The following is a 26,970-nucleotide window of genomic DNA, read 5'->3' on the forward strand; positions in this document are numbered from 1 at the left end:
GGTCAGCGACCGGTGCCGGCGTGGGGCACGGGGCGGACCCCGGTGTCGCGGGCGAGGAGGTCGTCGATCGACTCGCCCCGCACGAGGATACGGGTTGTGCCGTCCGCCACGGCGACGACCGGCGGGCGGCCCACGTGGTTGTAGTTGCTCGACAGCGCCCAGCAGTACGCCCCGGTGGCCGCGACGGCGAGCAGGTCCCCCCGCTGGACGTCTCCCGGCAGGTACTCGTCGCCCACCACGATGTCCCCGCTCTCGCAGTGCTTCCCGACGACGCGGGTGAGGACGGCCGGCGCCTCGGACGTCCGGGCGAGGCGAGCGGTGTAGTCGGCGCCGTACAGGGCAGGACGGGCGTTGTCGCTCATGCCGCCGTCGACGGACACGTAGGTGCGGGTGGCGTGGCCGGTGTCCGCGTCGCCGGTCTCGAGGGTGACGGGCTTGATCGTGCCGACGCGGTAGAGCGTGATGCCCGCCGGCCCGACGATGTAGCGACCGGGCTCGACCGCGACCTCGGGCACCGGGATGTCCCGCTCGGCGCAGGCCTCGGCGATGATCGCGGCGAGGGCGTCGGCGACGTCCTCGGGAGCGAAGGCGGAGTCGGCCTCGGTGTAGTCGATGCCCCAGCCGCCGCCGAGGTTCAGCTCGGGCACCGGGCCCGACTCGACGAGGGTGGCGTGCACGTCCATCAGGCGTCGAGCGGCTTCGCGGAACCCGGACTCGTCGAAGATCTGCGACCCGATGTGCGAGTGCAGCCCGACGAACACGAGCGACGACTCGGCGCGCACCGCCTCGGCCGCGGCGACGGCCTCGGTGAGCGGGATGCCGAACTTCTGGTCCTCGCGCGCGGTCGCCAGGTACTCGTGGGTGGACGCGTGGACGCCGCTGTTGATGCGGATCCGGACGCGCTGCACGACCCCGGCGTCGGCAGCGGCACGGGCGACGCGCTGGACCTCCTCGTGGCTGTCGAGCACGATCGTGCCCACACCGACCTCGACGGCGCGGGCGATCTCGGCGTCGGACTTGTCGTTGCCGTGGAAGCCGAGCATCGCCGGGTCGATCCCGGCGGCCAGGGCGACCGCGAGCTCCCCGCCGGTGCAGACGTCCACGCGCAGGTCGGCCTCGGCCATCCACGCCACGACCTGCGTCGTCAGGAACGCCTTGCCGGCGTAGTAGACGTGCGCCCGGGTGCCGATGCCCTCGAAGGCCTCGGTGAACGCGTTCCGCACCCGGACCGCACGCGACTGCACGTCACGCTCGTCGACGACGTACAGCGGAGTGCCGTACTGCCGGACGAGGTCAGTCGCGGTGACACCGCCGACCGCCAGGTCGCCGTCGTCGGTCCGCGTCGCGGACGCGGGCCAGATCCGGTCCACCAGCTCGGAGGCGTCCGTCGGGAACCGCAGTCGCGGCGGTGCAAGGGGGTTCTCGCTCACGGGACCCGATCCTACCGACGCGGGGCGGGCCTCCCGTCCGTGTGACGCAGCCACGGGATCAGCCGCAGCTGCCGACCGTCTGCAGGCCCTGCTCGTTGAGCGGCAGCGCGTCCGCGGTGACGCGGACCGTCGCGTCGGCCTTCGAGACGTCGAGCGAGCGCACGCGGAGCGCCTCGGGCAGGAACTGCGCCGTGCACACCTGCACCGGCACGTTCGTGACGCCGGGGATCGAGTCCACCTTGAGGCCGAGGTCGGAGTTCGTGATCCGCACGCTCTTCGGGGTGATCGTGATGCCGCGGCCGTCGTCCTGCGCGACCACGTCGCCCTTCGCCGCGTAGGTGATGTCGTAGCCGAGCACCGCCGTGGAACCGGACAGCTCGACGCCGCCGTCCACCAGGGTCAACCGGTCGAACAGCGGGCTGTACTTCGACAGGTCCTTCACGCTCGACGACGCCAGCGTGACCGTGCCGTCGACGTCGTGCACGTCGCCCTTGCCGTCCACGGGGACGTCCTTCGCGGTGACGTCGGCGGCGAGCGGGATGCCGTCGACGGTGAGCTTCTCGGACGTGATCTCGACCTGGTCGAGGGTGCCGCCGATGAGCTGCGGGATGACGATGCCGTCGGCGTGCGCCTCGACCTGGCCCGTGGTGCCGTCGGGCAGCGACTGCTCGACCTGCTGGGCGATGATGCGGTCGACGACCCCGCGGAGCACGAACTCGGCGATCACGACGAGGGCGGCGAGCACGACGACGACCACGATCAGGACGACGGGCCAGCGGCGGCGCTTGCGGGGGCGTTCGGTGGCGGCGGACATGCGTCCCACCCTGCCAGGTGGTCCCGTCAGCCTGCCTGGAGGCGCGGGGTGCGTCCGGTGCAGCGGCTGCGGCGGGGCGATGGGTTCCTTCCACACCGTGGAACGGACACAGCACCGCGGGATTCCGCGGTGCTGTGTCCGGAACCTGGTTCCGGGGGGGGGCGCTCCGCTACATGCGGGACGGAGCGCTCACGCCGAGCAGGCCGAGGCCGTTGCGGACGACCTGGCCGGTGGCGTCGTTCAGCCACAGGCGCGTGCGGTGCAGGTCGGTGACCGGCTCGTCGCCGAGCGGGGTCACGCGGCAGGCGTCGTACCAGCGGTGGTACAGGCCGGCGAGCTGCTCGATGTACCGGGCGATGCGGTGCGGCTCGCGGAGCTCCGCGGCGTGGCGCACCACGCGCGGGTACTCGGCGAGGGCGCCGAGCAGCGCACCCTCGGAGTCGTGCGTCAACATCGAGGCGTCGAACACGGAGCGGTCGACCCCGGCGGCCTCGGCGTTGCGGGCCACGGACTGGGTGCGTGCGTGGGCGTACTGCACGTAGAAGACCGGGTTGTCGTTCGTCCGCTTCGTGAGCAGGTCGAGGTCGATGTCGATCGCGGTGTCGCTGGCGAACCGGACGAGCGAGTACCGGCCGGCGTCGACGCCCACCGCGTCGACGAGGTCCTCCATCGTGACGATGGTGCCGTTGCGCTTGGACATGCGCATCGGCTCGCCGTCCTTGAGCAGGTTGACCATCTGCCCGATCAGGATCTCGAGGTTCGTGCCCGGCTCGTCGCCGAACGCGGCGCACATCGCCATCATCCGGCCGACGTAGCCGTGGTGGTCCGCACCGAGCATGATCAGGTTGCGCTCGAAGCCGCGCTCGCGCTTGTCGAGGTAGTACGCCAGGTCGCCGGCGATGTACGCGGGCTCGCCGTCGGACTTGATGACCACGCGGTCGCGGTCGTCGCCGAAGTCGGTCGTGCGGAGCCACTCGGCACCCTCGGCCTCGTACATCACGCCCGCCGAACGGAGCCGGGCGATGGCGCGCTCGACGGCCTTCGACTCGTGCAGGGCGTTCTCGTGGAAGTAGACGTCGAAGTCCACGCCGAAGTCGTGCAGCGACGACTTGATGTCCGCGAACATGAAGTCGACGCCCTCGCGCCGGAAGAGTTCCTGCGCCTCGTCGCGCGGCAGGTCCTTCACGTCGACCGAGGGGTCCAGCGTCGCGATGACGCGTGCCGCGATCTCGGCGATGTACGCGCCGCCGTAGCCGTCCTCCGGCGTGGGCTCACCGAGCGCCGACGCGACGAGCGAGCGGGCGAAGCGGTCGATCTGCGCGCCGTGGTCGTTGAAGTAGTACTCGCGGGTGACGAGGCCGCCCTGCGCCTGGAACACGCGGGCCAGGCTGTCGCCGACCGCCGCCCAGCGCACGCCGCCCATGTGGATCGGGCCGGTCGGGTTCGCCGAGACGAACTCCAGGTTGATCCGGACGCCGTCGTACAGGTCGCCGTGCCCGAAGGCGTCACCGCCCTCGACGATCGTGCGGGCGATCTCACCGGCTGCTGCGGCCTCGAGCGTGATGTTGATGAACCCCGGGCCGGCGACGTCGACCGAGGCCACGCCGTCGAGCTCGGTCAGCTCGCCGGCGATCTCCGTCGCGAGCTCGCGCGGGTTCGTGCCGATGCGCTTCGCGAGCTGCATGGCGGCGTTCGAGGCCCAGTCGCCGTGCGCACGGTTCTTCGGACGCTCGAGCACCACGTGGGAGTCCCCGATCGTCACGGTCTCGGACGCGCCTCGTCGCTCGACGATCCCGGTCAGGATCGACAGGTACGCGGCGGAGAGTTCGGCAGGAGTCACGGCGGACGAGTCTACCGGGACACCCAGGTGCACGCCGGACGATGGGCCATCATGTCGGGATGACCACCCGAAGCCGTGCCCGGGCGTGCTCCGTCGCCGTCGTCACCGCCGCAGCAGCACTCGCGTTGTCGGCCTGCTCGGGCGGCGGGGACAGCGACCCGACGCCCAGCCCGACCCCGGTCGGCAAGACGGTGTCGCAGACCTGCGCCGAGCTCCTGCCGACCGAGGCCCTGTCCGTGTACGGGACGACCTTCGCGCTCGACGACTCCTTCACGCCGGCCAAGGGCTCCCCCGCCGCCACGATCGCGAAGCAGCGGGGCCGCGTCTGCCAGTTCGTCGCCACCGACGACGACACCGAGACGATCACCCTGGCCGTTGCCGACCTGCCTGAGAAGTCGCTCACGAACCTGAAGGACGCCCTGTACGACCGGGGCGGATCGGTCCCCACCTACCGCGTCGAGGGCTACTTCGCGCTGGACGACGGCATCGGCCGCGCGGACGCCTTCACCGACCCGTACTGGATCACCACGCAGTCAACGCTGTTCACGGAGCCCGGCGGCGCACAGCCCGTCGTCGACGCGGTGCGCGCAGCGCTGCAGCCGTCGGCGTCGGCGTCGGCGTCGGCGACGCCCGCGGGCTGACGCACCCGCGCCGGCACGGTGCGGGGTCCGCCATCCGGTGCGAGGTTGCACACGTGGTGCGCGTCTACAGCGACGCACGGAACACGGAACCTCGCACGGGCCCGCAACGGACGCACCGTGCGGACGGGAGGCCCGTGGCGGCCCCGCACCGTGCCTCCCGTCCGACGGCCACCACGCACAGTGCCGGGCCCGCCGCCTGGTGCGAGGTTGCACGCTTGGTGCGCGCTCACAAAGCCGCACGGAACACGGAACCTCGCACCGTCCCGCAACGGACGCACCGTGCAGACGGGAGGCCCGAGGTATGCCCGCACCGCGCCTCCCGTCCAGCGGCGACCACGCACGGCGCCGGGTCCGTAGCCCGGTGCGAGGTTGCGCGCCTGGTGCGCGCTTGCAGCGCCGCACGGAGCGCGCAACCTCGCACGGGCCCGAAACGCACGCACGGTGCGGACGGGAGGCCCGTGGCGGCCCCGCACCGCGCCTCCCGTCCGCCCTGCAGTCGCGTCTCGTGCACGACACGCGCTGTCCAGGAGCCCGCGCCGGACCTGCTACGGTTGTTCCACCCCTTGGCCCCCATAGCTCAGGGGATAGAGCACTGCCCTCCGGAGGCAGGGGCGGAGGTTCGAATCCTCCTGGGGGCACTGTGACATTCCCGCGCAAGCAGTTGTCTTCGCTGCGCTCAGTCAGCTGCGCGCGATGTCGCCTGCGGCGACCTTCCCCCGTTGAGACTCTCCGGGATGGGTTGCGCACGTCGTGGCGGATGTTGACGTTCGCGCGGATGATGAGCAGGAATGGTCGAGTCGGGGGAATCGACTCGACAGTTTCTGCTCACGAAGCGCCCGCGCGCCCCTCGCTACCCCGTGTTTCCGAGCGCGACACCTCGGTCCCCTAGGATCACGGGCCGGTCGTCCTGCACGCGACCGGGAAGAGGGAACCGATGACCACCGGCACCGGGAACGCGCAGCTCGAACTCGCCCGCGGCGGGCACGCCCCCGCACCACGGACCCTGTTCGACGTCCTCGCGGCGACGGCGGCCACCCACCCGACCGCCACCGCGCTCGAGGACCCCGCCGGCACCGTCGACTACGCCGCCCTGCTCGACCTGGTGCGCGCTCAGGCCGACGACCTCGCCCGCCGCGGAGTCCGACGGGGTGACCGGGTCGGGGTGCGGATCCCCTCCGGCGGGCGTGACCTGTACCTGTCGATCCTCGCGGTCCTCGCCGCCGGAGCCGCCTACGTGCCCGTCGACGCCGACGACCCCGAGGAACGCGCGGCCCTCGTGTTCGGTGAGGCCGGAGTCGTCGGCGTGATCGGGGCCGGCGGCGTCCTGCGCGACCGCGACGGCGGCGAGCTGCCCGTGACGGACCCCACGGCGAGCGCCGATCTCCCCCACCTGGACGACGACGCGTGGATCATCTTCACCTCGGGGTCGACCGGGGTGCCGAAGGGCGTGGCGGTCACCCACCGCAGTGCTGCGGCGTTCGTGGACGCCGAGGCGCGGATGTTCCTGCAGGCGGCGCCGATCGGTCCCGGTGACCGGGTGCTGGCGGGGCTGAGTGTCGCGTTCGATGCGTCGTGCGAGGAGATGTGGCTGGCGTGGGGGCACGGTGCCGCGTTGGTGCCGGCGCCGCGGTCGCTGGTGCGGACGGGGGTGGACCTCGGGCCGTGGTTGATCGCGCACACGATCACGGTGGTGTCGACGGTGCCGACGCTGGCCGCGCTGTGGCCGGACGATGCGTTGGAGCAGGTGCGGCTGGTCATCTTCGGTGGTGAGGCGTGCCCGCCGGAGCTGGCGGCGCGGATCGCGAGTCGGGACCGTGAGGTGTGGAACACGTACGGTCCGACGGAGGCGACGGTGGTGGCGTGCGGGTCGCTGCTCGACGGGAGCCAGCCGATCCGGATCGGGCTGCCGCTGGACGGGTGGGACCTGGCGGTCGTGGACGGTGCCGGGCAGCGGGTGGAGCCGGGCGGGGTCGGTGAGCTCGTGATCGGTGGTGTCGGGTTGGGGCGGTACCTGGACCCGGCGAAGGACGCGGAGAAGTACGCGCCGTTCCCGGAGCTCGGGTGGGACCGGGCGTACCGGAGTGGTGACCTGGTGCGCTACGACCCCGAGGGGCTCGTGTTCCAGGGGCGTGCGGACGACCAGGTGAAGCTCGGTGGTCGGCGCATCGAGCTCGGGGAGATCGACGCGGCGCTGCAGGCGCTCGACGACGTGGCCGGTGGTGCGGCCGTGGTGCAGCGGACCCCGGCGGGCAACCAGGTGCTGGTGGGGTACGTGGCACCGGTGGCGGGTGCCACGGTGGACGTCGAGGCTGCGAACGCCCGGTTGCGGCGGGAGCTGCCCGCTGCGCTCGTCCCGCTCGTCGCCGTGGTGGACTCGTTGCCGACGCGGACGTCGGGCAAGGTCGACCGTGCGGCGCTGCCGTGGCCGTTGCCCGGGGCGACGGACGCCGCGATGCTGCCGGACACGGTGGCGTGGATCGCGGAGCGCTGGGCGGCGATCCTCGGGGTGCCGGTGTCGAGCGTCGACGACGACTTCTTCGCGCACGGTGGCGGGTCGCTGACGGCGGCGCAGCTGGTGTCGGCGATCCGCGAGCGGTTCCCGTCGACGACCGTCGCCGACGTCTACGACCACCCGCGCATCGGCGCGCTGGCTGCCGCGTTGGACGAGTCCGGTCCGGTGGCGGCTGCATCGCGCGACGTGACGCCGGTCCCGCCGACGACGGGCCTCGCGATGACGCTGCTGGGCTTGCCGGTGCAGGTGCTGCGCGGGTTGCGGGTCCTGACGTGGACGGCGCTGGTCGCGGCGGTGCTGCACGCGACGACGCTGCCGTTCCTGCCGGTGCTCCCCTGGCCGGCGCTCGTCGTCGCGCTGCTGGTGTTCGTGACGCCGATCGGCAAGATGGCACTCACGGTCGTGCTGGCTCGGCTGCTGCTCGTCGGGGTCCGGCCGGGCGACCACCCCCGGGGTGGCTCGGTGCACCTGCGGGTCTGGCTGGCGGAGCGGATCGCCGAGGCGGTCGACGGTCCCTCGACCGCCGGGGCGCCGTGGATCAGCTACTACGCCCGTGCGCTCGGGGCGCGGATCGGCACGGACGTCGACCTGCACACGCTCCCGCCGGTCACCGGGATGCTCACGATCGGCAAGCGTGCGTCGATCGAGCCCGAGGTGGACCTCGCGGGGCACTGGGTGGACGGTGACGTGTTCCGGCTCGGCCGGGTCCGTGTCGACGACGACGCCGTCGTGCACAGCCGCACCACGCTGCTGCCCGGTGCGCACGTGGGCGCGGGTGCCGAGGTCGAGGCCGGCTCCGCCGTCGCCGGCCGGGTGCCCGCCGGTCAGCGCTGGGCGGGTTCGCCCGCTGAACGCGTCGGGTCGGCCAGGCACGGCCGGGAGGCCCGTCCCCCGTCGCGTCGACGCTGGCTGCTGGCGTACGGGGCCGGCTCCGTGGCCGTGGCCGGGTTGCCGGTGATCGGTGTCGCGGTCGGGCTGCTGGTCGCCGTCGCCCTGGTCGGGCGCGCGTCGACGCTCGGCGACGCGCTACTGCGCGCCCTCGCGACCGTGCCGCTCGTGACCGTCGTCGCCGGGGCCGTGTACGCGCTGCTCGTGGTGGGGTCGGTGCGGTTGCTCGGCATCGGGCTGCACGAGGGGCGTCACCCCGTGCGTTCGCGGATCGGCTGGCAGGCGTGGTCGACGGAGCGGGTGCTGGACGCGGCGCGGACGCTGCTGTTCCCGCTGTACGCCTCGCTCGTGACGCCCGTGTGGTTGCGGCTGCTCGGGGCGAAGGTCGGCCGGAACACGGAGATCTCGACGGTCCTGCTCATCCCCGCGCTGACGCAGATCGCGTCCGGTGCCTTCCTGGCCGACGACACCATGGTCGCCACGTACGAGCTCGGTGGTGGCCGGGTGCGGATCGGCCGGTCGAAGGTCGGTCGGCGGGCGTTCCTCGGCAACAGCGGGATGACGGGCGCCGGACGCTCGGTCCCCCGCGAGGCGCTGGTGGCGGTGCTGTCCGCCGTGCCGAAGAAGGCCAAGCGCGGGTCGTCGTGGCTCGGCTCGCCCCCGGTGCGGCTGCGCCGTGCGGCGACGCAGTTCGACGAGGAGCGCACCTTCCGCCCGCCCGTCCGGCTCAAGGTCGCCCGCGGCTGCTGGGAGCTGCTGCGGCTCGTGGCCCCGATGGTGTCCGCCGCGATCGCCCTCGGGGTGGCGGGCACCCTGCTCGCCCTGTGGTCGGCGGTCGGCGTCGGGTGGACGGTGCTGCTCGCCGGACCGGTGCTCATCGTCGCCGGGGCCGTCGCCGCGGTGGTGTCGACGATCGCGAAGTGGGCGTTCGTCGGCCGGATCATCGCCCGGGAGCACCCGCTGTGGTCGTCGTTCGTGTGGCGCAACGAGGTGCAGGACACCTTCGTCGAGACGGTCGCCCGGCCCTGGTTCGCCGAGCAGGCCACCGGCACCCCGGCCCTGGCGGCGTGGCTGCGGAGCCTCGGCGCGACGATCGGCCGCGGCACCTGGCTCGAGACCTACTGGCTGCCCGAGGCCGACCTCGTCACGATCGGGGCCGGCGCCTCGGTGGCGCGCGGGACCGTCGTGCAGACCCACCTGTTCCACGACCGGGTGATGCAGCTCGACACGGTGCGGCTGGACGCCGGTGCGACCCTCGGGCCGCACAGCGTCGTCCTGCCCGCAGCCGGCATCGGCACGGGCGCCACGGTGGGTCCGGCCTCGCTCGTGATGCGCGGTGAGCAGGTGCCCACCGGGTCCCGCTGGTCCGGCAACCCCATCGCTCCGTGGACAGCCGAACCGGCCACCGTGGCGGACTGACCGGCGCCATGGGGTTGACTGGGACCGTGCCGAACACCCCCGCTGCCGACCCGTACACCCCGCACAGCGGCGACCGACGCTGGAGCGCCGAGCACTACGACCTCCGCCTCGACTACCGCGTGGCCACGAACCGTCTCGACGGCACGGCGACGATCACCGCCCGAGCCCACGAACCCCTCGACCGGATCGTCATCGACCTGCACGGCCTGAGCGTCGAGCGCGCCGACGTCGACGGCACCCGCGCGAAGAAGGTGTCGAAGGCGGTGCACAAGGTCACCGTCACCCCGGCGTCGCCGATCGCGGCCGACACCACGTTCACCGTGCACCTGCGGTACCGCGGCAACCCGCGCCCCGTCCGCAGCGCCTGGGGCCAGGTCGGGTGGGAGGAACTCACCGACGGCGTCATCGTCGCGGCCCAGCCGACGGGGGCGCCCTCGTGGTTCCCGTGCAACGACCGACCGGACGACAAGGCGACCTACCGGTTCGAGATCGCCGCCGAGGCCGCGTACGACGTCCTGGCGAACGGTGAACTGCTCGGCAAGGAACGCGACCGCATCGGCACCCGCTGGACCTACGCCACCACCGAGCCGATGGCGACGTACCTGGCGACGGTGCAGATCGGCCGGTACCGCACGACGAGGCTCCGCGGCGCCGTCGTGCCCGTCACCCTGCACCACCCCGCCGACCTCGCCGCCGCCGCGAAGACCGACTTCGGCCAGGTGCCCGAGATGCTCGCACTGTTCTCGGACCGCTTCGGCCCGTACCCGTTCGCGGCGTACGGCGTCGTGGTCACCGACGACGAGCTCGAGATCCCCCTCGAGGCCCACGGGCTGGCGGTGTTCGGCCGGAACCACGTCGACGGCGAGCACGGCACCGACCGGCTCATCGCGCACGAGCTCGCGCACCAGTGGTTCGGCAACTCGGTGACGGTCACCCGGTGGCAGGACATCTGGCTGCACGAGGGGTTCGCCTGCTACGCCGAGTGGTTGTGGTCCGAGCACCACGGCGGCGACACCGCCGACGTGCTCGCGGCGCAGTACCGGCAGGGGCTCCTCGACCAGCCCGAGGACCTCGTCGTCGGTGACCCCGGCGCGAAGGACATGTTCGACGACCGGGTCTACAAGCGCGGGGCCCTCGCCCTGCACGCCGTCCGCCGCACGTTCGGCGACGACGCGTTCACCGCCGGACTGCGCAGCATCACCGAACGGCACCGGCACGGTTCGGTGACGGTGCCCGACGTGCTCAGTGCGTTCGCCGACGCCGCCGACCGTTCCGTCGCGGACGTCCGGGCGGTGACCGGGCCCTGGATCGACGAGGCGTCGGTACCGGCGCTGCCCGCGCCGCGCGTCGACTAGCCAGCCAGCTCGCCGTCGGCCGGGTCGCAGCTGACCTCGGACCAGACCGCGTCGAGCGACAGCCCGACCACGCCGGCGACGGACGCGATGGTCGAGAACGCCGGGGTCGCGATCCGCCCGGTCTCGATCTTGCGGAGGGTCTCGGGCGAGATCCCGGCGGCGAGGGCGGTGTCGACGATCGACCGTGGGCCACGTGCGCGGCGGAGCAGGGCACCGAGACGGCGGCCGCGCGCGACCTCGTCGGGGCGGAGCGGGAGACGGACCATCCCCACATAGTAATACCGGTATGATCATTCGCGTGATCGAGATCCTGACGCCCGCCGAGGTCGAGAAGGCCCGTGCCACCGGAGCCCTCGTCGGCACCATCCTGCAGACCCTGCGCGAACGCACCCGCGTGGGCACCAACCTGCTCGAGATCGACCGGTGGGCGAAGCAGATGATCGAGGCCGCCGGCGCGGACTCCTGCTACGTCGACTACGCACCCTCGTTCGGTCGCGGCCCGTTCGGACACCACATCTGCACCGCCGTGAACGACGCCGTGCTGCACGGGCTGCCGCACGACCGGGTCCTGGCGGACGGCGACCTGCTCACCCTCGACCTGGCGGTGTCGCTGGACGGCATCGCCGCCGACGCCGCCGTGAGCTTCGTCGTCGGCACCCCGCGCGACGAGGACCTCGCCCTCATCGACGCGACCGAGCGCGCCCTGGCCGCCGGGATCGCCGCCGCCGGCCCCGGCGCCCGCATCGGCGACCTGTCGCACGCCATCGGGACCGTGCTCGAGGGTGCGGGCTACCCGGTCAACGTCGAGTTCGGCGGCCACGGCATCGGCTCGACCATGCACCAGGACCCGCACGTGTCGAACACGGGCCGCGCGGGCCGCGGCTACACGCTCCGGCCCGGCCTCCTGCTCGCGCTCGAGCCGTGGGTGATGGCGGACACCGACGTGCTCGTCACCGATGCCGACGGCTGGACGCTCCGCAGTGCCACGGGAGCCCGGACGGCCCACACCGAGCACACCATCGCGATCACCGAGGACGGCGTCGAGGTGCTCACACTCCCCCGCTGAGCGTCCCCTCGACCACGACGGGCAGCCCGCCGGCCGCGACGACGAGCACCAGGTCGGGTGCCGGACGGTGGACCGACACCGGGTGGTCTCGCCCCTCGAACCGCGCGGCGCCGGCAGCGAGGTCCACGTCGACCGACAGTGGATCGACGCGCAGGCCCCGACCGTCGCGCTTCAGCACGGCCTCCTTCGCCGCCCAGCAGGCCGCGAGCAAGCCGGCATCACCGGCCGAGCGCTCGCGTTCGCCGGGCGTGAAGACGTCGAGGGGCGCTGCGCCGACGCGGGACACCCGCTCGAGGTCGACGCCGACCGTGCCCGGCGCGACCGCGAGCGCGAGCACGCCGGTCGTGCGCGACAGACTGACGCCGAACGCGGTGCCGCACACCGTGGCCCAGGGACGACCGTGGTCGGTCCCGGCACAGTGTGGGCAGACGCGCCCCGCGCGCACGGCGGACGTCTCGACTGCCGCAGCCGACGCGACGGCGGCGACCAGGGCCTCCCGGTCGGCCGCGCGGTCCGGACCCGTCGCGCACAGCGTCACCACGACGGCCTGGAGGCTCGACTCACCCACGCACGCAGCCTACGGTGCGCGGATGGCCGGCCCAGGGCCGTGGTCGCTACGCGTGCGTGAGTGCGATCAGTGCGACGTTCATCGTGCTGTAGAGACCCTCGGATCGGGTCGCCTGGCGGACGCGTCCGCGCAGCACTTCGTAGCGGCCGTCGTGCTCGCGCACGAAGCCGATCACGCCGGTCGCCGGCGTCGAGACGCGGTGGTAGCCGTCCTCGAGCGGGACGACCTCGGTACTCGTGGTTCGCTCCATTGCTGTTCCCTTCCGTTCGTCGTCGAACAGTGGCGTCAGCCTACCCCGGTCCGGGGGACAAGACACCCATGGATCGGCTTGTCCACAGTGTTCGCCGAGAGTCCGTCCGTCGCCCCGCGCGCCGTGGATAGACTCCGGGCGACGGCGCTCTCAGGGTGCCGTTCGGGACGGCGTCGACGGCGCCGACCGGTGACGGACGGAGGACGGATGCGAACGGTCCAGCGCGGATCGGGCACAGGCGGGTCGAGGACGGAACGGGGGACAGCGCGGCTCTGGGGTCGCGTCACGGCAGCGGCCGTGGCGATGCTGATCGTCCTGGCTCCGGCGGCGACCGCGCAGGCCACGGCACCCGTCGACCTGGGTGGGGCGTACGTCCTCGACGAAGCCGACGCCCTCAGCTCCTCGCAGCAGGCGCAGGTCGAACAGGCGGTGCAGGACCTGTACGCCGAGACCCAGACGCAGCTGTACGTCGTGTTCGTGCCCACGTTCACCGATCCGACGGACCACACCGCGTGGGGCTCCGCGGTCATGGAGCAGAACCAGATCGACACCGACGGCATCCTGCTGTCGGTCGCCGTCGACGACCGCAACTACGACGTGCAGCAGACGAACGAGACCGCCATCTCCGAGTCCGACGTGCAGAGCGCCGTGAACGACTCGCTGCTCCCCGCGCTGAAGCAGGGCGACTGGTCCGGCGCGGCCGTGGCGTTCGCGAACGGCCTGACGGACACCCAGGCGCCGCCGAACCTGACCTGGCTCTGGATCCTGTTGCTCGTCATCGTCGTCGGCCTGATCGTCGTCGTGCTCGTCATCCGCACCCGCAACAAGCGGAAGACCGCCGCGGCCACCCAGGCACAGCAGGAGTCCCTCGCCGACCTCGAGCGCACCGCCGGCGGCGCGCTCGTGACGATCGACGACGAGCTCCGCACCGCCGAGCAAGAGGTCGGGTTCGCCACGGCCCAGTTCGGTCCCGACGCCGCGAAGCCCTTCGCCGACGCCGTCGCCGCTGCGCAGCAGGCCGTGCGCAAGGCCTTCACGTTCCGGCAGCAGCTCGACGACGAGATCCCGGACTCCCCCCAGCAGCGTGCGGACTGGGCGAACCAGATCATCGCGATCTGCCAGCAGGCGCACGCCTCGATCGAGGAACAGACCGAGTCGTTCGACAAGCTCCGGTCGCTCGAGGACGGCGTCGAGGAAGCAGCCGCCGCACTGGCCCAGGCCGTCGCGGAAGCACCGGCGTCGGTCGGCGCTGCAGCAGCCGCGCTCGACCGCGTGCGAGCCAACTACACCGGCCGTACCCTCGCGACCGTCGCCGACAACGTCGACCAGGCACATCAGGTGCTCGCCTACGCCACCGAGCGCTCGAACGCGGCCACCGCGGCGATCGCGGCCGGCGACAAGGGCGAAGCGGTGGTCGCCGTGCGCGACGCCCAGCACGCCCTGGCCCAGGTGCAGCAACTCACGAACAGCGCGGTCGCGGCCGAGGGCACCTTCACCGAGGCCACCGCACGCGCCGAGGCGATGCGCATCGACATCGAGGGCGACGTCGCCGCGGCCCGGACCCTCACCGTGGGCGGGCCCGACCTCGCCGCGGCCGTGACCCGGGCGCAGACCGTGCTGCGGCAGGGGTTCGACCCGAAGGACCCGATCACCGCGGTCGACGCCCTCACGAAGGCGAACACCGAGATCGACCAGGCCATCGCGGCCGCCCGGGGTGCCGAAGAGCAGCAGCGCCGGGCGTCCCGCGCCCTCGACGACGCCCTGCGCGACGCCCGGAACCGGATCAGCCAGGCGCGCGAGTACATCTCGCTGCACCGTGGCGGCATCGGACCGACCGCTCGCACCCGCCTGTCCGAGGCCGAACGCGCCCTCGACGACGCCGTGCAGCTCGCCACCACCGACCCCGGACAGGCACTGCAGGCAGCACGGGCGGCCGAGCAGTACGCCGCCGCGGCGATGGACTCGGCGAACGACGACATGGGCGGCTGGGGCGGCGGTGGCGGCGGCTTCGGTGGTGGCGGCGGCAACGGCGCCCAGCTCGGCGGCCTCGTCACCGGCATCGTGCTCGGCGGCCTGCTCGGCGGTCGCGGTGGCAGCTTCGGCGGCGGCTCCTTCGGGGGCGGCGGAGGCGGCGGCTTCGGCGGCGGGGGCGGCGGCTTCGGCGGCGGGGGCGGTTTCGGCGGTGGCGGAGGCGGCGGCGGAGGCGGGTTCTCCGGCGGCGGCCGCTTCTGACCCCGACCCACCCGACGACCAGACCACACACCCGACAGACCAGTACCCGACAGACCAGACACACCACGTCAGACCTTCCAGGAAAGGGAACAGCAATGGCAAAGCAGACGATCTTCGGCCGCATCTCCACCCTCGTGCGGGCGAACATCAACCAGCTCATCGACAACGCCGAGGACCCGCAGAAGATGCTGGACCAGCTCGTGCGTGACTACACGAACAACATCGCCGACGCGAAGACGGCGATCGCGCAGACGATCGGCAACGTGCGGCTGCTCGAGCAGGACCACGAAGAGGACAAGCGCGCCTCGTCCGAGTGGGGCCAGAAGGCCGCCAACGCCTCCACCGCCGCGGACAAGTACCGCGCCGAGGGCAAGACGGCCGAGGCGGACAAGTTCGACAACCTCGCCAAGATCGCGATCGGCAAGCAGATCGCGGCCGAGCAGGAGGTCAAGGACGCCGAGCCGAACCTCGCCTCGCAGAACGAAGCGGTCGAGAAGCTCAAGACCGGGCTCGCCGGCATGGAGCAGAAGCTCGAGGAGCTCCGTGCGAAGCGCGACAACCTCGTCGCCCGCTCGAAGACGGCCGAGGCGCAGTCCAAGGTCAACGACGCCCTCGGCAACATCGACGTGCTCGACCCGACGAGCGACCTCGGTCGCTTCGAGGAGAAGGTCCGTCGTGAAGAGGCCAAGGTCCTCGGGCAGCAGGAACTGCAGTCGTCGAGCCTCGACGCGCAGTTCGAGAGCCTCGAGGACGTCGGCAAGGACGCCGAGGTCGAGGCACGACTCGCCGCGCTGAAGTCCGGCGGCTCGTCGAGCCTCTGACGTTCCCGGACGACCTTCCCGGACGACGCCGGACCCCAGCTGACAGACTGAGACGATGCAGTTCCTCGTGGTCGGTCAGTGGCAGGGTTCGGCGTCGTCGCGCGCGATGCGCCTCGGGGACGGAGCGACCGCGATCGCGGCCGACCTCCCCCGTGCGTCCACCACCGTGGTCGACGTCCCCACCGGCGCGGGCGACCGGCTCGAGACGGCCGTCGCCCGCTACACCTCCGTGCTCGCCGTCGCCGACCGCGTGGCCGAGGAGACCGGCGTCGCGAGCGAACCCGTCCTCGTCGTCGGCGGGGACGGTGCGAGCGTCCTCGGTGCGACCGTCGGCCTCGGCCCGGACACCGCGTTCGTCCGCATCGCCGGGTCCAGCGGGTACCGCGCACTCAACCGCGCCCAGCCCGTCGCCGCCGAGACCGCGGCCCTGCGGATCCTGGTCGACCGCGCCGACGAGCTGTTCCCCGCGCTGCCGGTGCTCCCCGCCTCGTCGGTCGTGGTCGCGGGCGTCCGTGGGCTCGACGACGCCGAGGACGCCGCACTCGACCGTGCCGGGATCACCCGACTCGACGTCGACGCCGCCACCCCGGACGCCCTCGCCGCCGCCGTCGACGCCACCGGAGCGACCTCGGTGTTCGTGCACGTCGACCTCGACGTCCTCGACCCGTCCGAGGTCGACGGCCTGCTCGAGCCGGTGCCGTTCGGACTCGACGGCGCGGGACTGGTCGAGCGGATCCAGGCCGCGACCCGCGGCCGCCGCCTTGCCGGCGCCGCGCTCACCGGCTTCGCTCCCGTCGACCCGGAGCGTGCAGTGGACGACCTCGGCGTGATCCTGCGCGTCGTCGGGGCGTTGACCAGCGCCTCCCGGGTGGCCTGAGAACCGACCCGGCGCGCCGGGCGCACCCCATGCCGGTCCGCGTACGCTCGGCCTCATGACGGACTACGACCTCATCGTGATCGGCGCCGGCGCAGTCGGCGAGAACGTGGCGGACTACGCCCACAAGCGCGGCCTGGCGGTCGCGATCGTGGAGTCCGAACTGGTCGGCGGCGAGTGCTCCTACTGGGCGTGCATGCCGTCGAAGGCACTGCTGCGCAGCGGCCACGCCCTGGCAGCGGCCAAGCGGCTCGACGGCGCGAAGCAGGCCGTCACCGGCGAACTCGACGCCGCCCACGTGCTCGCGCGCCGCAACTCGTTCACCTCGGACTGGAAGGACGACGGCCAGGTGTCCTGGCTCGAGTCCGCCGACATCGCCCTGATCCGCGGCCACGCCCGCATCACCGGCGAGAAGACGATCGAGGTCGGCGGCGAGACGCACACCGCCCGTGCCGCCGTCGCCGTCGTGACCGGTTCGCTGCACGCGCTGCCCGACGTGCCGGGACTCGCCGAGGCGAAGCCGTGGGGCACCCGCGAGGGCACCAGCGCCCAGCAGGTGCCGGAGAGCCTGCTCGTGATCGGCGGCGGTGTCGCCGGCTCCGAGCTCGCCACCGCCTGGGCATCGCTCGGCGCGAAGGTCACCCTCGTCGCCCGGCACGGACTACTCGGCGGCATGGAGCCGTTCGCCGGCGAACTCGTCACCGATGCCCTCCGCGAGCTCGGCGTCGACGTCCGCACCGGCGTGAACCCCGTGCGGGTCGACCGCGACGAGCACGGGCTCGTCACCACCACACTCGACGACGACACCACCGTCATCACGAGCGAGGTGCTGGCCGCCACCGGCCGCACCCCGCACACCGCCGACCTCGGCCTCGAGTCCGTCGGGCTCACCGCCGGCGACTGGCTCGAGGTCGACGACACGATGCTCGTGCACGGCACCGACTGGCTGTACGCCGTCGGCGACGCCAACCACCGCGCCCTCCTCACCCACCAGGGCAAGTACCAGGCCCGCGCGGCCGGCGAGGCGATCGCCGCCCGGCACCAGGGCACGCCGCTGCACACCGAACCGTGGGGCGCACACGTCGCGACCGCCGACCACGCCGCGGTCCCCCAGGTCACGTTCACCGACCCCGAGGTCGCGAGCGTCGGCCTGACCGAGAAGGCCGCACGAGAGCAGGGGCTGAACGTCCGTGCCGTGGAGTACGACCTCGGCGGCGTCGCGGGTTCCGCCCTGCAGGCCGACGGCTACACCGGCCGCGCCAAGATGGTCGTCGACGAGGACCGCGGGGTCGTCGTGGGCGTCACCTTCGTCGGCCAGGACGTCGCCGAGATGCTGCACGCGGCAACGATCGCCGTCGTCGGCGAGGTACCCGTCGACCGCCTCTGGCACGCGGTGCCGGCCTACCCGACGATGAACGAGATCTGGCTCCGGCTGCTCGAGACCTACGGTCGCCCGGCCTGAGCATGCGCGGACTGGCACGCCGGACGCTGCTCGACTCCCCCGTGTCGCGGGTGGGCTGGCTGTTCGCCACGGCGGTGGGTCTGGCGATCGGCGTGCCGCTGTCGACCGGCCGCGTCCGCGTGGTCGACGGGCTCGTCGTCTGCTCGGGCCTGCCGCGGTGGGTGTTCCGGCGTGGTGGCACCTGCGTGGGTTCGGTGTACCTGACCCGGGACAACGACGGGCCCCGGGTGCTGCGGCACGAGCGGGTGCACGTCGAGCAGTGGCGGCGGTACGGCATGCTCATGCCCGTGCTGTACGCCGTCGCCGGCCGAGACCCGCTCCGCAACCGCTTCGAGGTCGAGGCGGGGCTGGAGGACGGCGGCTACCGCTGACGGGTGCCCGTGCGCGGCGCTGTCTGTGCTTCCCCCTCGTTTGCCGTGTGCCGATCGGTCACGACACCCCGTCGGGCCGGCGCCGAGTGGTCGCAGACCGTCGGCGCCTCTGGCCGCAACCGACGGTCTGCGACCGCTCGGCGCGGCACGCTCGGCGCGGCGTGACTTCGGTGGGGGCCGGACGGGCGACGAGACGTGACCGAACGGCGGACGGGAGGCACGGATCACGGCCGCCACGGGCCTCCCGTCCGCCCTGGCCCGGCCCACCTGCCCGGCTGAGCAGCGCTGATCGGTCGCGACACCCCGCCGGGGCGGCGCCGAGCGGTCGCTGACCGTCGGTCGCACCGGCCGTGGCCGACGGCACGCGGCCGCTCAGCGACGCGCGCGCGTGGCGCCGCGTCTCGTCGCGGTCGGTCAGACGCCCTGAACTCCTGCCGCCGAGGTTCCACGACATGCCGCGTGCGTTGCGCCGAGGTTCCACGGGCGGCCCGGATGCGGCGCGAGATGCCGAGATTTCGGAACCTCGGGGTGCGGAGGGGCGGGCGAGTCAGGCGGCGGGACGACGGGGGACGATGAGGGGCGTGCCGGTCTCGGGGTCGGGGACGACCACGCACGGCAGGCCGAAGACGTCCTCGACGAGGTCGGCCGTCAGCACCGCGGCCGGGGGGCCGGCAGCGACGATCGACCCGCTGCGCATCGCGATGACGTGGGTGGCGTACCGCGCCGCCTGGTTCAGGTCGTGCAGCACCGCGACGACCGTCCGACCCGCGGCGTGCAGGGTGGAGGCCAGCTCGAGCACGTCGTACTGGTGTGCGATGTCGAGGAACGTCGTCGGCTCGTCGAGCAGCACGATGTCGGTCTCCTGTGCCAGGACCATCGCGATCCACACCCGCTGCCGCTGCCCGCCGGAGAGCTCGTCGACGCTCCGGTCCGCCAGCTCCACCGTCGACGTCTGCTCGAGGGCGGCCTGCACCGCACGCCGGTCGGACCCGGACGACGGGTGCAGCAGGTCCTGGTGCGGGAACCGCCCGCGGGACACGAGGTCGCGCACGGTGATGCCGTCCGGTGCGATCGGCGTCTGGGGCAGCATGCCGACCCGCCGGGCCACGGCCTTCGGACGGTACGAGTCGATCGGCGCCCCGTCGAGGTACACCGTGCCGGCTCGGGGCTTGAGGGTGCGCGCGAACGACTTCAGCAGCGTCGACTTGCCGCACGCGTTCGGACCGACGATGACGGTCAGTTCGCCGTCGGGGACGTCCACGTCGAGCCCGTCCACCACGATGCGGTCGTCGTACGCGAGCGTCAGCCCACGCACGCCGAGCGCGGTCGTCGGGACGCCGACCACGCTGGTCGGCAGTCCGGCTGCGGCGTTCAGTTCTCGGCCTTGCCGTGCCGCCAGTACCCCATGAACGCGACCTGCTTGCGGTCGATGCCGACCCCGCGCACCAGGTGCCGTCGGAGCTCCTTGACGCAGCCGGCCTCGCCCGCGATCCAGGCGTAGACGGGGCGCGACTCCTCGGTGGCCGGCACGTCCCAGAGGACCTGCTCGTCGACGTCGACGTCCGCCAGCTCGACGGCGTCCCCACAGGCGGGACCCGCGGCGACAGGTGCAGCACCGGCGACGACCGTCGACGCCCACGCGTGCACCTGGTCGGTCATGCGGACGCCGTGGGTCGCACCGTTCCGGGCGATCCAGCGGACCTCGACCCCGGCGGGCGCGCTCACGGGCAGCCGGTCGGCGTCGGTCGGCACCTCGATGAAGACGTGTCCGACGGTCGAGACGTCGAGCGCCTCGAGGATGGCGCAGATGGCCGGGGCGGCGGTCTCGTCCCCGGCGAGCAGGATGCGGTTCGCGTGCCCGGGTGCGAACTCGGCGGCACCGGTCGGCAGGTCCTCGGGCGACTCCGGCACGCGGGGTCCGACGATCCGGAGTTCGTCGCCGACCCGGCAGGACGACACCCACCGGGATGCGGGTCCGGCGTCGCCGTGTGCGACGAAGTCGATGTCGAGCTCACGGGCATCGGGCCGGAACGAGCGGACCGTGTAGGTGCGCAGCGGGTTGCGTTCCGCGTCCGGCAGCGCACGCCAGGCGGCGTACCAGTCCTCGTCCTCGGGCAGTTCGGAGAACCCCACACCGTCGAGCGGCAGGACGACCTTGATCCGCTGGTCGAGCCCGACCGAGGAGAAGTCCGCCAGGGCATCGCCCGTCAGCGTCACCCGGACGAAGTGCGGGGTGAGCGACGTGACCGCTGCCACACGGACGGAGAAGACGCGGTACCGGGTTGCCACGGATCCGAGTATGGCATGCCTTACCTAACGTCTCCAGACCCCGCAGACGGTGCGAAGATCGGTTCCGTGCCCGATGCCCCCGACGACGAATTCGCAGACCTGGCCGCCCTCGCCCGCGCGAGCGGCGTGACGGAGCCGCTCCGCGCCTCCAGGCAGGTGGTCCGCACCGATGACGGGCAGGAGACGTCCGCCATCCGGTGGGGCGACCGGGAGGCCCGGATCACCTACCTGCACGGGCTCGGCATCGACGCCCACAGCTTCGACCAGACCGCGCTCGCCGTCGGCGAGCCGGCGGTCGCCCTCGACCTGCCCGGCCACGGGCGGTCGTCGTGGCGGGACGACGCCGACTACGGGGCGTCCGTGACGGCGCCGACCGTGCTCGCGGCGCTCGACGCCCTGGAGGTCCCGCCGGGGATCGTCGTCGGGCACTCGCTCGGCGCGATCCTGTCGGCACGACTCGCGGCCACGGCACCGGAGCGGGTGACCGGGCTCGTCCTCGTCGACATGTCGCCGGACTTCGCGCAGCGGGCGGTCGACCGGATCGCCCGCGCGCTCGAGGCCGAGGAGCCGTTCGCCACCCTGGACCAGGTCGTCGACCGGGCGATCGAGGCACGCGTCGGCGACGACCGGCACGTGCTGCTGCGTGAGGCGCGCCATACCACGCGGCTCGGTGACGACGGAGCGCTCGTGCGGCGCCACCACTTCCCGCACCTGCCCGCCGGCCGCACGTCGTCGGTGGGGCGCTTCGCCGATGCGTGGCCCGACCTCGAGGCCCTGCGCGTGCCGATCCTGCTCGTCCGGGGCGACCGCGGGTACGTGTCCCCGAAGCTGCACGCCGCGTTCGCCGAGCGGCTGCCGGACGCCGAGATCGTGACGGTCACCGCACGGCACGCGGTGCAGAACCAGGCGCCCCTCGAACTCGCTTCGGCGATCCGGGCATGGGCGGGACGTCACGGTTTGTTGCACCGGATCGAAGAACCGACCGCGGACGACACCGGCCGCCGGTAACCTCGTGCGAGCGCGAGCACTGATCATCGCCCTCGCGCCCGGAAGGAACCCACACCCATGAGTCCACGCCTGCCCCGCCGTCCCGCTCGGGCTGCGCGCACCACGCGCCTCGGACGTGCTGCCCTCGCCGCCACCGCGGTCGCCGTCGTCTCCGCCCTCGCGCTGACCGGCTGCTCCGGCTCGTCGAACGAGGACGGCGGCGCCGACGCCACCGTCCGCGTCGGCCTGGTGCTCGAACCGACCAGCCTCGACATCCGCACGCAGTCCGGTGCAGCGCTCGACCAGGTGCTCATCGACAACGTGTACCAGGGGCTCGTCGGCCGGACTGCCGACGGCGACATCCGCGACGTGCTGGCCTCCGAGCACGAGGTCTCCGACGACGGCCTGACGTACACGTTCACGCTGCGCGACGGCATCACCTTCCAGGACGGCAAGGACGTCACCGCGGCCGACGTCGTCTGGTCCCTGGAGCAGGTCAAGTCGAACGAGACCTACGTCGACTCCGCCAAGCTCGCCGGCGTCACCTCGATCACGTCACCGTCGACCGGTGTGGTCGAGCTCAAGCTGGCGAAGCCCGACTCGGACCTGCTCTGGAACCTGACCGGCCGCTCCGGGCTGGTGCTCGAGAAGGCCGCGACGAACGACCTGTCGAACACCGCGAACGGCACCGGCCCGTACGAGGTCGCGAGCTGGAAGCAGGGTGACTCGCTCACCTTCGACCGCAACGACGACTACTGGGGCACGAAGGCGAAGGTCGCGAAGATCGTCTTCCGGTACATCACCGACCCGTCGACGGCCGTCAACGCCATGGCGAACGGCGACCTCGACGTCCTCAACCCGGTCGACGGAACACTCAAGAGCCAGCTCGACGGCAACTCGGACATCGCGCTGCACTCCGGCAAGACGACCGACAAGTACACCCTCGCGTTCAACGACCAGAAGGCGCCGTTCACCGACAAGAAGGTGCGCCAGGCGATCCGGCAGGCGATCGATCCGAAGGCCCTCATCAAGGCCATCGGTGGTACGGGCGTCGAGCAGGGCGGCCCGATCCCGGAGCTCGACCCCGGGTACGAGGACCTGACCGACATCGACGCGTACGACCCCGACAACGCGAAGCAGCTCCTCGCCGCCGCCGGTCAGGAGAACCTCAAGCTCACGCTGACGTACGCGAACATCTACCCGGCGACCATCGGCGACGTGCTCAAGTCGCAGCTCGCCGACGTCGGGATCACCCTGACCGTCAAGCGCGTCGACTTCGCGACCTGGCTGTCGACGGTGTTCCAGGCACCGAAGTCGGGTGAGCGCGACTTCGACCTGTCGATGGTGGACCACGTCGAGGCCCGCGACTTCGGCAACTGGGCGAACCCCGACTACTACTTCGGGTACGACAACGCCGAGGTGCAGTCGCTGTACGCCGAGTCGATCGCGGCCACCGACGAGGACGCCAAGGTCGACGCGCTGCGGAAGGCCGCGAAGATCGTGAGCGAGGACGCCGCCGGCGAGTGGCTCTACACGGCCACCGAGATCACCGCGGTGCGCTCCGGCGTGACGGGCTTCCCGGTCGACGGCGGCAACTCACGACTCGACCTGTCGAAGCTCGCCGTCAAGTGAGACGACCCGCGCCCGGAGCTCCGAGCACGTGACCCGGTTCCTGGTCGGCAGGCTGCTGCTGTTCGTCGTCGGGCTGCTCGTCGCGAGCGTCATCATCTTCGCGACCCTGCGGGTGCTCCCCGGCGACGTCGCACAGGTCGTCGCCGGCACCCAGTCGACCCCGGCGCAGGTCGAGCAGCTCCGACAGCAGCTCGGCCTCGACCGGCCCGTCGTGGTGCAGTACCTCGACTGGATCGGCGGGGTGTTCCGCGGCGACCTCGGCCGGTCCCTGGTGACCAACGGGCAGGTCGCGCCGGAGATCGCGCAGAAGCTGGCGATCACGCTGCCGCTCGCGGGCATGTCACTCGTCACCGCGCTCGTGATCGGCGTCCCCCTCGGGGTCGTCGCCGCGGTGCTCCGCCGTCGACCGGGCGGCGCCGTCATCGGGTTCGTGGCGCAGGCCGTCGCTGCGATCCCGGTCGTCTGGGCCGGCATGCTGCTCGTCGCGCTGTTCGCCGTCACGCTGCACTGGCTGCCGACGCAGGGCTTCCCGCTCGACGGCTGGTCCGAGCCGGGGCGTGCGTTCGCGTCGCTCGTGCTGCCCGCCCTGACCATCGGCGCGGTCGAGGGCGCCGTCATCCTGCGCTTCACCCGGTCCGCGACGCTGTCGGTGCTCGACGCCGACCACGTCCGCACCGCGGCCGCGATCGGGCTGACGCGCACGCAGGCGTTGCTCCGGCACGGGCTGCCCTCGGTCGCCCTCACCGTGCTCGCCGTGCTCGGGGTGCAGATCGCCGGGCTGCTGGTCGGGGCCGTCGTCGTCGAGCAGCTGTTCTCGCTGCCCGGGGTCGGGCGCATGCTCGTGACCGACGTCGGTCGCCGCGACGTCACCAAGGTGCAGTCCGAGCTGCTCGTGCTCACCGGGCTCGTGCTGCTGGTCGGCTTCGCCGTCGACGTCGTGCACCGCGCCCTCGACCCACGCCAACGCGAGGTGTCCGGATGATCCGCCGCCTGCTCTCCCGCCCCACCGGGGTCTTCGCCGTCGTCGTGCTCGGCCTGCTCGTGGTGCTCGCCGCGGTGTCGCTCGTGTGGACGCCGCAGGACCCGTTCCGCGCCGATCCGTTCCACCAGTGGGAGGGCCCGAGCGCGGCGCACTGGTTCGGCACCGACGCCGCTGGCCGCGACATCGCGAGCTACCTGCTCGCCGGCACCCGCACCACCGTGCTCGTCGCCGTCGGGGCCGGGGTGATCGCGAGCGTCGTCGGCATCGTCCTGACCGCGATCGGGTCGCTCACCGCACGCTGGGTGCGCGAGGGCACGGCCGTTCTGCTCGACATCTTGGTGGCGTTCCCGACCCTGCTGACCGCGATGCTGCTGACCGCGGTGTTCGGTGGGTCGCTCGGGGTCGTCATCGTGAGCGTCGGACTGTCCTTCGGCGTCACGATCGCTCGGGTCGCCCGCGGCGAGATCCGGCGCATCGCCCGCAGCGACTACGTCACCGCCGCCCGGGCCTCTGGCGTCGGTGGTGGCGGGGTCCTGTTCCGCCACCTGGTGCCGAACGCCGCACCGCTGTTCACCGTGCAGCTCTCGCTCGCGATGGCCACCGCGGTCCTCGCCGAGGCCGGTCTGTCGTACCTGGGCTACGGCGCCGGGTCGGACACGGCGTCGTGGGGCAACCTGCTCTCCGACCTGCAGACCTACATCGGCGTGCACCCGTGGAGCGCCACCTGGCCGGGGGCCGCGATCGCGCTGGTCGTCGCCGCGCTCTCCCTGCTCGGTGACGCGATCCGCGACGCCACCGACCCACGGCTGACGACGAACGACCGCGCAGCGGGCGGCGACCGCCGCACCGACCCGGCCACGACCACCCCGGGGGTGACCGCATGACCGACCGCAGCCGCAGCGACACGGGCAGCCACAGCGACACCGGCACCGGTGGGCTCGCGGTGGTGGGGCTCTCCGTCCGCATCGCGGGGCGGACGATCCTCGACGACGTGACGTTCACCGTGCCTCCCGGCGAACGCGTGGGCGTGATCGGCGCATCCGGATCCGGCAAGTCCATGACCTCGCTCGCCCTGATGGGCCTGGAGCCCGCCGGCGCGACCGTCACCGGCAGCATCCGCCTGGACGGCACGGAACTCGTCGGCCTGCCCGATCGGGAGCGCGCAGAGCACCGCGGCTCCGGCATCGGCATGGTGTTCCAGGAGCCCGGCACCGCCCTCGACCCGCTGCGCCGCGTCGGCGCGCAGATCGCGGAGCCGCTGCGCCTGCACCGCGGACTCGACCGGCGGGCGGCACGCGCCGCGGCGACCACCCTGGCGGCGGACGTCGGACTGCCGGACCCGGAGTCGCTGCTGCGGCAGTACCCGCACCAGCTGTCCGGCGGGCAGCGTCAGCGGATCTGCATCGCGATGGCGATGGCCGGGCAGCCCGCGTACCTCGTGGCCGACGAGCCGACCACGGCGCTCGACGTCACGACCGAGGCGCGGATCCTGGATCTCTTCGAAGGGCTACCCGCGGGCATGGTCTTCGTCACGCACGACCTCGCCGTGCTCGCGCGGATCGCCGACACCGCCGTCGTGCTCGACGGCGGACGGGTCGTCGAGCAGGGCTCGGTGGCGTCGCTGCTCGCCGCGCCGCAGCACCCCGCGACCGTCGCGCTCGTCGACGCCGCGCGTGCCACCGCCCGTCGTGCCCGTCCGTCCGGAGGCTCCGCATGACCGCCGTCCTCGACGGGGTCGGGCTGCACCGCACCTACCGGCTCCCCCGCCGCGGGCCCTTCGAACCCGGCCCCGTCCGCACCGCCGTCGACGGCGTCGACCTGACGGTCGCCTCCGGCCAGCGGCTCGGGATCGTCGGCGAATCGGGGTCCGGCAAGTCCACCCTGGTCCGGCTGCTCGCTGGCCTGGAGGCACCTTCCGCGGGTTCCGTGACCGCCTCCGGTCGTCCGGTGGTGGCGTCCGGGTCCGCGGCCGCGATGCGCTGGTTCCGTCGCGAGACCGGGGTGGTGTTCCAGGACCCGTACGCGTCCCTCGACCCGCGGATGCGCGTCGGCGCGATCGTCGGCGAACCGCTGCGGGCACTGCGGATCGACGGAGATCACCGGGCGCTGGTGCGCGACGTGCTGGAGCGGGTCGACCTGCCGGCAGACGTCGTCGACCGGCACCCGCACGAGTTCTCCGGAGGGCAGCGGCAGCGCATCGCGATCGCCCGGGCCGTGGTGCACGGGCCGCGGATCCTGTTCGGCGACGAGCCGATGAGCGCCCTCGACGTGGTGGTGCGGGCACGGGTCATCGAGCTGTTCCGCTCGCTCGCCGACGACCTCGGGCTGACCCTGGTGCTGGTGTCGCACGACATCGGTGTGGTCCAGCGGCTGTGCGACACCGTCGCGGTGATGTCGGCGGGGCGCGTGGTGGAGCACGGGCCGGTGTCGTTGCTCGATGCGCCGGTGCACCCGGTGACGCGGGCGCTGGTGGAGGCTGCGCCGACGCTGCCGTAGGGGCGGGGCGGGGCGGGGCGGCACGCGACATCCCACGAGTC

At 72.8% G+C, this 26,970-nt stretch carries 23 protein-coding genes and 1 tRNA gene; 16 read left to right on the top strand and 8 right to left on the bottom strand.

The window, feature by feature from the left end; all coding sequences use genetic code 11:
• Positions 1-2: 2 nt before the first annotated feature.
• From lysA to argS, 3 genes are all read right to left on the bottom strand, one after another.
• A complete protein-coding gene (gene lysA, locus HQQ88_RS03885; protein WP_173168656.1) occupies positions 3-1,430 on the bottom strand; it encodes a diaminopimelate decarboxylase in 1,428 nt (475 codons plus the stop codon).
• 58 nt (positions 1,431-1,488) lie between these two features.
• Positions 1,489-2,244: an LmeA family phospholipid-binding protein gene (locus tag HQQ88_RS03890; protein ID WP_111083857.1), complete on the bottom strand. Its 756-nt coding sequence runs from the start codon at positions 2,242-2,244 to the stop codon at positions 1,489-1,491.
• A gap of 169 nt (positions 2,245-2,413) precedes the next feature.
• Positions 2,414-4,084, bottom strand: coding sequence for an arginine--tRNA ligase (argS, locus tag HQQ88_RS03895; RefSeq protein ID WP_173168657.1), 1,671 nt, complete (start codon positions 4,082-4,084; stop codon positions 2,414-2,416).
• A 59-nt stretch (positions 4,085-4,143) separates the two neighbouring features.
• Here argS and HQQ88_RS03900 point away from each other — a divergent pair, with 59 nt between their 5' ends.
• The 4 genes from HQQ88_RS03900 to HQQ88_RS03915 all read left to right on the top strand — a co-directional run bounded on the left by HQQ88_RS03900 (position 4,144) and on the right by HQQ88_RS03915 (position 10,899).
• Positions 4,144-4,725, top strand: coding sequence for a hypothetical protein (locus HQQ88_RS03900; RefSeq protein WP_173168658.1), 582 nt, complete (start codon positions 4,144-4,146; stop codon positions 4,723-4,725).
• 566 nt (positions 4,726-5,291) lie between these two features.
• Positions 5,292-5,363: transfer RNA gene (locus HQQ88_RS03905), tRNA-Arg, on the top strand.
• Positions 5,364-5,659: 296 nt separating this feature from the next.
• Positions 5,660-9,544 carry a Pls/PosA family non-ribosomal peptide synthetase gene (locus tag HQQ88_RS03910; protein WP_173168659.1) on the top strand — a complete coding sequence of 1,295 codons (3,885 nt, stop codon included), beginning with the start codon at positions 5,660-5,662 and terminating at the stop codon, positions 9,542-9,544.
• Between the two features lie 26 nt (positions 9,545-9,570).
• Positions 9,571-10,899: a M1 family metallopeptidase gene (locus HQQ88_RS03915; RefSeq protein WP_243648768.1), complete on the top strand. Its 1,329-nt coding sequence runs from the start codon at positions 9,571-9,573 to the stop codon at positions 10,897-10,899.
• Here the strand turns inward: HQQ88_RS03915 and HQQ88_RS03920 are convergent.
• Positions 10,896-11,165, bottom strand: coding sequence for a helix-turn-helix domain-containing protein (locus HQQ88_RS03920; RefSeq protein WP_027465796.1), 270 nt, complete (start codon positions 11,163-11,165; stop codon positions 10,896-10,898). The two genes, HQQ88_RS03915 and HQQ88_RS03920, sit on opposite strands and share 4 nt — an antisense overlap.
• 32 nt (positions 11,166-11,197) lie before the next feature.
• On the opposite strand from HQQ88_RS03920, the gene map reads away from it, so the two are divergent.
• Positions 11,198-11,965, top strand: a complete 768-nt coding sequence (gene map, locus HQQ88_RS03925) for a type I methionyl aminopeptidase (protein ID WP_173168660.1) — start codon at positions 11,198-11,200, stop codon at positions 11,963-11,965.
• Here the strand turns inward: map and HQQ88_RS20075 are convergent.
• Entirely contained in the window at positions 11,949-12,533 is a 585-nt protein-coding gene (locus tag HQQ88_RS20075; RefSeq protein ID WP_173168661.1) for a 4'-phosphopantetheinyl transferase superfamily protein, read from the bottom strand. The two genes, map and HQQ88_RS20075, sit on opposite strands and share 17 nt — an antisense overlap.
• A 46-nt stretch (positions 12,534-12,579) precedes the next feature.
• Positions 12,580-12,783 (bottom strand): hypothetical protein, encoded by a 204-nt coding sequence (locus tag HQQ88_RS03935; protein ID WP_071255966.1) that lies wholly within the window; start codon positions 12,781-12,783, stop codon positions 12,580-12,582.
• Positions 12,784-13,086: 303 nt separating this feature from the next.
• Here HQQ88_RS03935 and HQQ88_RS19795 point away from each other — a divergent pair, with 303 nt between their 5' ends.
• The 5 genes from HQQ88_RS19795 (at position 13,087) to HQQ88_RS03960 (ending at position 18,543) form a co-directional block, all read left to right on the top strand.
• Complete coding sequence (locus tag HQQ88_RS19795; RefSeq protein ID WP_301952667.1) at positions 13,087-15,015, top strand: YgcG family protein; 1,929 nt, start codon at positions 13,087-13,089, stop codon at positions 15,013-15,015.
• Positions 15,016-15,110: 95 nt separating this feature from the next.
• The gene (locus tag HQQ88_RS03945; protein ID WP_123294264.1) at positions 15,111-15,836 is read left to right on the top strand and encodes a PspA/IM30 family protein; all 726 of its coding nucleotides are present in this window, start codon (positions 15,111-15,113) and stop codon (positions 15,834-15,836) included.
• Between the two features lie 55 nt (positions 15,837-15,891).
• Complete coding sequence (locus tag HQQ88_RS03950) at positions 15,892-16,713, top strand: arginase family protein (protein WP_173168662.1); 822 nt, start codon at positions 15,892-15,894, stop codon at positions 16,711-16,713.
• Positions 16,714-16,768: 55 nt separating this feature from the next.
• Complete coding sequence (locus tag HQQ88_RS03955; RefSeq protein ID WP_123671673.1) at positions 16,769-18,172, top strand: NAD(P)/FAD-dependent oxidoreductase; 1,404 nt, start codon at positions 16,769-16,771, stop codon at positions 18,170-18,172.
• 2 nt (positions 18,173-18,174) lie between these two features.
• Positions 18,175-18,543, top strand: a complete 369-nt coding sequence (locus HQQ88_RS03960) for a Fe-S oxidoreductase (protein WP_173168663.1) — start codon at positions 18,175-18,177, stop codon at positions 18,541-18,543.
• Between the two features lie 547 nt (positions 18,544-19,090).
• On the opposite strand, the gene HQQ88_RS03965 is transcribed toward HQQ88_RS03960, so the two are convergent.
• Both HQQ88_RS03965 and HQQ88_RS03970 read right to left on the bottom strand, forming a co-directional pair.
• Positions 19,091-19,888, bottom strand: coding sequence for an ABC transporter ATP-binding protein (locus HQQ88_RS03965; RefSeq protein WP_367916973.1), 798 nt, complete (start codon positions 19,886-19,888; stop codon positions 19,091-19,093).
• Between the two features lie 26 nt (positions 19,889-19,914).
• Entirely contained in the window at positions 19,915-20,832 is a 918-nt protein-coding gene (locus tag HQQ88_RS03970; protein WP_243648766.1) for a siderophore-interacting protein, read from the bottom strand.
• Between the two features lie 66 nt (positions 20,833-20,898).
• Between HQQ88_RS03970 and HQQ88_RS03975 the strand changes: the two genes are divergently transcribed.
• Genes HQQ88_RS03975 through HQQ88_RS04000 form a run of 6 tightly spaced genes read left to right on the top strand, consistent with a single transcriptional unit; the run spans position 20,899 to position 26,929 of the window.
• On the top strand, positions 20,899-21,840 hold the full coding sequence (locus HQQ88_RS03975) for an alpha/beta fold hydrolase (RefSeq protein ID WP_173168664.1): 942 nt from the start codon (positions 20,899-20,901) through the stop codon (positions 21,838-21,840).
• Positions 21,841-21,897: 57 nt separating this feature from the next.
• Entirely contained in the window at positions 21,898-23,451 is a 1,554-nt protein-coding gene (locus HQQ88_RS03980) for an ABC transporter substrate-binding protein (protein WP_173168665.1), read from the top strand.
• Positions 23,452-23,479: 28 nt separating this feature from the next.
• Positions 23,480-24,433: an ABC transporter permease gene (locus HQQ88_RS03985; RefSeq protein WP_123339771.1), complete on the top strand. Its 954-nt coding sequence runs from the start codon at positions 23,480-23,482 to the stop codon at positions 24,431-24,433.
• Positions 24,430-25,317 (top strand): ABC transporter permease, encoded by an 888-nt coding sequence (locus HQQ88_RS03990; RefSeq protein WP_173168666.1) that lies wholly within the window; start codon positions 24,430-24,432, stop codon positions 25,315-25,317. Before HQQ88_RS03985 ends, HQQ88_RS03990 begins: the two co-directional genes overlap by 4 nt.
• The gene (locus HQQ88_RS03995) at positions 25,314-26,150 is read left to right on the top strand and encodes an ABC transporter ATP-binding protein (protein WP_173168667.1); all 837 of its coding nucleotides are present in this window, start codon (positions 25,314-25,316) and stop codon (positions 26,148-26,150) included. Before HQQ88_RS03990 ends, HQQ88_RS03995 begins: the two co-directional genes overlap by 4 nt.
• Complete coding sequence (locus HQQ88_RS04000; protein ID WP_173168668.1) at positions 26,147-26,929, top strand: dipeptide/oligopeptide/nickel ABC transporter ATP-binding protein; 783 nt, start codon at positions 26,147-26,149, stop codon at positions 26,927-26,929. The genes HQQ88_RS03995 and HQQ88_RS04000 overlap by 4 nt, the downstream gene beginning before the upstream one ends.
• Positions 26,930-26,970 lie beyond the last annotated feature (41 nt).

It is taken from the genome of Curtobacterium sp. VKM Ac-2861, from assembly GCF_013204965.1.
GTDB lineage: Bacteria > Actinomycetota > Actinomycetes > Actinomycetales > Microbacteriaceae > Curtobacterium.

Bases quoted from the DNA above. Each gene is read 5' to 3' on its own strand.
- HQQ88_RS03890 (WP_111083857.1), bottom strand. From the start codon at position 2,244: ATGTCCGCCGCCACCGAACGCCCCCGCAAGCGCCGCCGCTGGCCCGTC.
- HQQ88_RS03900 (WP_173168658.1), top strand. From the start codon at position 4,144: ATGACCACCCGAAGCCGTGCCCGGGCGTGCTCCGTCGCCGTCGTCACC.
- HQQ88_RS03910 (WP_173168659.1), top strand. From the start codon at position 5,660: ATGACCACCGGCACCGGGAACGCGCAGCTCGAACTCGCCCGCGGCGGG.
- HQQ88_RS03920 (WP_027465796.1), bottom strand. From the start codon at position 11,165: ATGGTCCGTCTCCCGCTCCGCCCCGACGAGGTCGCGCGCGGCCGCCGT.
- HQQ88_RS03935 (WP_071255966.1), bottom strand. From the start codon at position 12,783: ATGGAGCGAACCACGAGTACCGAGGTCGTCCCGCTCGAGGACGGCTAC.
- HQQ88_RS19795 (WP_301952667.1), top strand. From the start codon at position 13,087: ATGCTGATCGTCCTGGCTCCGGCGGCGACCGCGCAGGCCACGGCACCC.
- HQQ88_RS03945 (WP_123294264.1), top strand. From the start codon at position 15,111: ATGGCAAAGCAGACGATCTTCGGCCGCATCTCCACCCTCGTGCGGGCG.
- HQQ88_RS03950 (WP_173168662.1), top strand. From the start codon at position 15,892: ATGCAGTTCCTCGTGGTCGGTCAGTGGCAGGGTTCGGCGTCGTCGCGC.
- HQQ88_RS03955 (WP_123671673.1), top strand. From the start codon at position 16,769: ATGACGGACTACGACCTCATCGTGATCGGCGCCGGCGCAGTCGGCGAG.
- HQQ88_RS03960 (WP_173168663.1), top strand. From the start codon at position 18,175: ATGCGCGGACTGGCACGCCGGACGCTGCTCGACTCCCCCGTGTCGCGG.
- HQQ88_RS03980 (WP_173168665.1), top strand. From the start codon at position 21,898: ATGAGTCCACGCCTGCCCCGCCGTCCCGCTCGGGCTGCGCGCACCACG.
- HQQ88_RS03990 (WP_173168666.1), top strand. From the start codon at position 24,430: ATGATCCGCCGCCTGCTCTCCCGCCCCACCGGGGTCTTCGCCGTCGTC.
- HQQ88_RS03995 (WP_173168667.1), top strand. From the start codon at position 25,314: ATGACCGACCGCAGCCGCAGCGACACGGGCAGCCACAGCGACACCGGC.
- HQQ88_RS04000 (WP_173168668.1), top strand. From the start codon at position 26,147: ATGACCGCCGTCCTCGACGGGGTCGGGCTGCACCGCACCTACCGGCTC.